We start from the raw sequence: 5,616 nt of genomic DNA, 5'->3' as shown, positions 1-5,616 counted from the left end.
GAATGCGTCAATGCACTAGCGTCAGGCGAATGGTCTCGGCGATCTCATCGTCGCCGATCGTGCGCGGTGCGTCTAGACGGGGTTCGCCCAGGAGCTCGACGAGCCGGCGTTCGGCAAAGCGTCGCCGCCACTTCGAGTCCGTGTTGGCATCCGCACCGACCGCAGTGCAGATCGCCTTGTTCTCCAGCCCCGAGGCCGCCGCGAGCACGATCCGCGCCCGCCGCGCCAGCGCCTGTCCGGTCTTCTGGCCCCGTGCCGGTGACTCCAGTTCGCGCCGCTCCGGCTCTGTCAGGTCGATACCAACCGCGGCTTTGCCCATCGCGCCGTCTCTCCGATCATGCCCCGTGATCGTAGAAACTTCGCGATCAGGACACTAGGCGCTCTTAACAGGTCCCAGGCACCGCTCTATAAGTTTGGCCGCAAGAACCCTACGGATTGAGCCAGCTGCGCGTACTCCGATTTTGAGAGACATAGAAGCATGTATATACTTTTCGATGGACGCGCTCTACAAGACGAAGATTATTCATCCAAGGGAATTGGTCAGTATTCATTGTTTTTATTGCGCTCCCTTAAGTCAATATTTCCGGATTTAAGAATTGCGTGCTATGTAGATTTTCAACTACCGGACGTTTTAGAGGATAGTAAAATTTTCTTTTCCAGTTATTTGAATAATGTCTTCGATTTTGATGGAGATGGCTACATAAATCCTTCGCCAATGACGCATGATACATCAGCTCTTTCCTACGCACTTAGGCAAAATATGTGGAGAATAGCAGTCGTTCACGATTTTATACCTATTATGAGCCAGAATTTTTTTACTGATAATTACGATTATCTTGAGTATAATTATCTTCTTAAAAGTTTAAGCCGATACGATTTATTGATTGCAAATTCCGATCATACGATGCGGCAAATCAATTTATTTGTAGATACATCTAACCGCGCTGTAAGTGTGATGCATCCACTATCTCGATTTTCAGCAGATGAAAACGCTTCGTCTGCCGACAGCGTAGATAGGAACGACGCAGAGGAACCATATGTTTTTATTGCTGCTGCGCAAGATAGAAGGAAGAATATTGAGTTGATACTGAACAGTATAAAGATGATTAACAGCTTGGGACTAAAGGTAGTTTTTGGAGGCGGTGTTTCGGAGAGTTACATAAACAATACATTCCCAGACCATCAAATAGATTTTGGAAAAAATAAGGTGGAATTCACCGGCCGATTGCCAGATGAAGACCTAAAAAAACTGTACATTAAAGCGGCGTGTACAATAGTTCCGTCCAAAGACGAAGGTTTTTCAATACCGGTTCGAGAGGCTATAAGTTTAAAAGCATCTGTCATCGGATCTCGCATTCCTGCTCATGAAGAACAGATTCTTAACAAAGAGTTTCTGTTCGATCCCAGATCACCAGATGAGTTAATGAAGGCGTTGAAGAGCATCATTGAAAAGAAATATTTTTTTGCGGAAAACTATAGATACTTTGATCATCACGCTGAACTTGAGCATCTCAAGAACAGCATCGGCTCTATGCACAATTCATCAGGTGCATCGTTGCATGCGGATGTGCCCAAAGTTTTTGTTGGACCAGAAAATGGGAAGAAAACGGGTATCGCTGTTTTTAATTCGTATATCTGTGATGAGCTGATCAGCCGTGACTATACCTATAAGGATGTTGACTCTCTCGGCGATGAAGATTTTTTCAAGTGGCTGTATGAGAACCAGGAAAGTAGAATTATATATTCAATCGGAAATAATGAAATATTTCATAGCAAAGCATACACCGCAGTATGCCATGTTCCAGGTGTTTGTATATTACATGACAGTAGAATGTTTGAGTTTTTGCTGAATAGATACGGTGCTTGGAAAATTATACAACTTCATAATTCTATATTTAAAGGCGACTTCAATATCAAAGTAGAGAATGTGGAGTATTGGCAGAAAAATAGACGGAAATTGACGCATTCCTTCTTGAATGAAATTGTCGATAGATCGTCTGAGGTCATTGTACATAGCTTGGTACAACTAAACATGATCAAGACGACGTACAATACTGATCGCGTGCGTTACGTGGAATTTTTGACACAGATGTCAGATGAGGAGAGATCTAAGATCATCGAAAATAGAAACTTTTATAGAAATAGACCGGCCTTTATGCTGAATATATTTATGTTTGGAGAGCTAGAAGCGACAAAGGGATGCTCCGAAATTATCATGGCGGCGTCGATATTAAAAATGAGAGGAGTTATCTTTAACTTAGTTTTCATTGGAAAATCAGACCATCACTACCGTGGGCTGCTCGACAAAATAATTTTGTCTCTTGAAATAAAAGATAACATAGATTTTGTGGGCTATGTAGACAGATCTATGTATATCGAGTACTTACAACGTTGCGATGTGGCAATTCAATTAAGATATCCGATCTTTGGTCAAGTCTCAGGACCAGTGGCAGACTGCGCCGTATGCGGAATTCCTATTGTAACTGTTTCATCCATATCACAAGGTATGAACCTTGAAGATTGCTGCGTAACCATTCCGGATAGCTTTTCACCCATGCATATTGCTGATGCTGTCGAGCTTGCGTCAAAGAAGCGATATACACCGATGAATGCCGTCACTCCTATGCATTATCTCGACAAAATTGAGGCCGGTACGATTGTCGCTGCTAACAAATAAGCGACAAGATCCGAGGAGGGATGAACAGTGAAAGAAAAAATTGTTGCTGTCGATTTGACGGAATTTGTAGCGAACCCAATCCGCACAGGCATTCAACGCGTTGTACTCGGTTTCATAGAGAATCTAAAATTGCCTTGGATTGCGTTCAGCGTTATTGACCGTCATAACGTAAAAGTTTATGGTCCGGAAATTGCAACATACTTAAGATCATTCTTTGAAGACGCCGAACTCACAATGGTATCACGCGTAGTTCAAGATCTAACCAGCATTCATCAGAGAACTACAAAGGCGCATTTAGATCTTTTGATCTATATTAACGCGAATAATCATGTATTGCAAATCGATAAACTTATAGAACATTGCGTCCTGATATTGAATTTCGAAATGTTTTCCTCAGAAGAGAGATCAGAATTTTATCTGAATATTTATAATAAATCACTTATCGAATGCGGTCACTTTGTGCATGATCTAATTTTATTTGATAGTCCGCACTTATTTCCTCAGCTCGACTGGGCAATAGCCTATGATTATGTTAAAGTTTTAAAAGTTTGGAAAGGCGCCCGTTTTCTTATCGTATCGAATGAGCGCGTAAAATCGAGGTTGGAACAAAGTCTCAATTTCGATCCTTCCAGAATTTTTATCGTGCCTTTGGGAGGAAATCTAACTAACGCGCTTCAAGAAGCTGCAAATCGGACGGATATTGTGGTGATCGGAACCATTGAACCTAGAAAATACCCAATAGAAATTGCGAAAGCTCTAACAAAAATCAATAGAAGATCATTTAATAAAATACATTGGATTGGTAGCTGGGGTTGGATTGGCTCCGTAGAAAAGCAATTTATAGAAAGATGTTTCGCCATGGCAGAGGTTGAGCACCACGTAGGCATTCCTGATCAAAGTGTCATTGAAATCTTATCTAGGTCATCTATAGGAATTTACATTTCAGAGATTGAAGGTTTTGGCCTACCTGTTGTAGAAATGGCGTATATGGGGTTGCATGTCATTACAAACAATTCAGTGCCTGCTGCAGATATTGTGCAAAATGCGACAGTACTTCAGAATATTAACGAGCATAATTTAGTATATTATATAAATAAAACGTTACAAAGTGATTTCACGCCTTCCAGTTATACCCACAAGTGGGAGGATTCTGCTAATATTTTGATTGACAAAATGTCAAATACTGTCGCAATAGATCTCGTCGCAAAGAAAGTTAGGTTTATCGAAACATTAAGCGATGCATGTCACAGCAATGTATCAAATATACAGTATATTCTTCAAATATCACGACATATAATTACTATTATTAAAGCCAGAAACGGCCAAGATTTTCTGAATTTGTCGTATAAACTACTTTTATGTAGATATCCTGAAACTGAAATGATATTAATGTCTCCGATGTTTGATGATAAGGCCGCTAGATTGATTAAAATCAGGGAGATAACTCATAGTGATGAATTCGCATCTGTGGCACCGGCCAATAGTTTCGCAAAAAGCAAACCATACATCGACACCTTGATAGATTATTTGACTGAACGTCATACGAAATCTCCGAACCTTTACAAAATACTCAGAACACTAGACTTAGAAGTAAGCAATTACGAGCAGGCGCAGGACCTTTTAGCGTGGTATTACGAAGGTGCCAGCATCGATGAGATAATTTTATATACCAATAGATACGCCAATTATCCGGGTATCGGAGCGCGCATAATCATGGAAGCTATTGCTGATGATATCACTGGCAGTAAATGTAAAATTTCCAATAGAGTGAGTATTCGGGATTTTGACGGCAGAAACAACGAGCAATTCGTAGTATCGATGTATAGAAGGATATTGAGAAAAGAAGCAGATCCAGAAGGACTTAGATCGTATATCTATATGCTTGAGTCTAGAGGCATGAGTAGATATGATGTAGCCATCAAACTAATGAAAGACTCGAACATAGATTTGCATAAAACTCAGGTATATGAGTAATGTCAGCCCTCGCTGATTGGGACTCATACTGGGTAGCGGTTGGCGAGGGTTGATGATTCTGTCCTCTGGCTTATCGCCAGAGGAGGATGGCATGGCCGCTCCGTTCCGGCTGCGACCAGACTTTGACGCCGAGGCCCTGCGTCGGTTGGCCCAAGCTTCGCGCGACCCAGCCCAGACCCGCCGCCTGCTGGCCCTGTCAGCGATCTTCGCGGGTGGCTCACGCACGCAAGCCGCCGCGCTCGGCGGGGTCGGGCTGCAGACGGTGCGGGACTGGGTCCTGGCCTTCAACGCCAAGGGCCCGGACGGGCTGATCACTGGCAAAGCTCCTGGCGCGCGGCCGCGCCTGACCTGCAAGCAACGGGAGACGCTGCGTGCCTTGGTCGAGCAAGGGCCGATCCCGGCAGCCCGCGGGGTGGTGCGCTGGCGGCTGATTGATCTCCGCCAGATCCTGTTTGAGGACCACGGCGTCTCGGTCTCCGAGCAGACGCTGAGCCGTGTGCTGCGAGCGATGGGCTACCGGAAACTCTCGGCCCGTCCCCGCCACCACGCCCAGGATCCGGCGGCCGCTGACGCTATTAAAAAGCCCTCCCGGCTCGTGTGGCAGAGATCGCGCAGGCGACGCGCGGCAAGCCGATAGAGGTCTGTGGGATTGCCCGGTTTCTGTGGACGGTTACGGGGCTTGGGTGACCAGGGTCTCGGTTGCGGGTTTTGGGCGATGCTCCTGTTCGTAGACGACGGGTGAGCGGTAGCCCAGGGCGGAGTGTCGCCGCACTGGGTTGTAGAAGCCTTCGAGGTAGCTGAAGAGGGCCATGCGGGCCTCGGGCCGGGAGTGAGTACGCTTGGTTCTCGCTCATGAACCGGAAGATCCCGACGGCAGAACTCCGGTCTCGCGCGCAAACCAGGCTGTCGCGCGAGAGAGGATGTCGCGCTCCAGCCTCAACTGCCTGTAGCGCGGCAATCAGGGT

General features: G+C 45.3%; 3 protein-coding genes and 1 pseudogene. 3 read left to right on the top strand and 1 reads right to left on the bottom strand.

Features of this window, described 5'->3' with window-relative positions; translation table 11 throughout:
• Positions 1 to 7 precede the first annotated feature (7 nt).
• Positions 8 to 319, bottom strand: coding sequence for a helix-turn-helix domain-containing protein (locus MFF61_RS33255; RefSeq protein ID WP_238242046.1), 312 nt, complete (start codon positions 317 to 319; stop codon positions 8 to 10).
• Positions 320 to 478: 159 nt separating this feature from the next.
• Between MFF61_RS33255 and MFF61_RS33250 the strand changes: the two genes are divergently transcribed.
• The 3 genes and pseudogenes from MFF61_RS33250 to MFF61_RS33240 form a co-directional block, all read left to right on the top strand.
• Positions 479 to 2,677, top strand: coding sequence for a glycosyltransferase (locus MFF61_RS33250; protein WP_238242045.1), 2,199 nt, complete (start codon positions 479 to 481; stop codon positions 2,675 to 2,677).
• A 27-nt stretch (positions 2,678 to 2,704) separates the two neighbouring features.
• Positions 2,705 to 4,651, top strand: a complete 1,947-nt coding sequence (locus MFF61_RS33245) for a glycosyltransferase (protein WP_238242043.1) — start codon at positions 2,705 to 2,707, stop codon at positions 4,649 to 4,651.
• A 52-nt stretch (positions 4,652 to 4,703) separates the two neighbouring features.
• Positions 4,704 to 5,293: pseudogene (locus MFF61_RS33240) on the top strand (helix-turn-helix domain-containing protein); the annotation flags it as partial.
• Positions 5,294 to 5,616: the final 323 nt, after the last annotated feature.

This window comes from Methylobacterium isbiliense (genome assembly GCF_022179325.1).
GTDB classification, from domain to species: domain Bacteria; phylum Pseudomonadota; class Alphaproteobacteria; order Rhizobiales; family Beijerinckiaceae; genus Methylobacterium; species Methylobacterium isbiliense.
The sequence above is the reverse complement of the archived record's forward strand: the minus strand, read 5'-3'. Positions and strand labels throughout refer to the sequence as shown.

Excerpts from the sequence above, each read along its gene's own strand:
- MFF61_RS33255 (WP_238242046.1), bottom strand. The coding sequence starts at position 319 with ATGGGCAAAGCCGCGGTTGGTATCGACCTGACAGAGCCGGAGCGGCGC.
- MFF61_RS33250 (WP_238242045.1), top strand. The coding sequence starts at position 479 with ATGTATATACTTTTCGATGGACGCGCTCTACAAGACGAAGATTATTCA.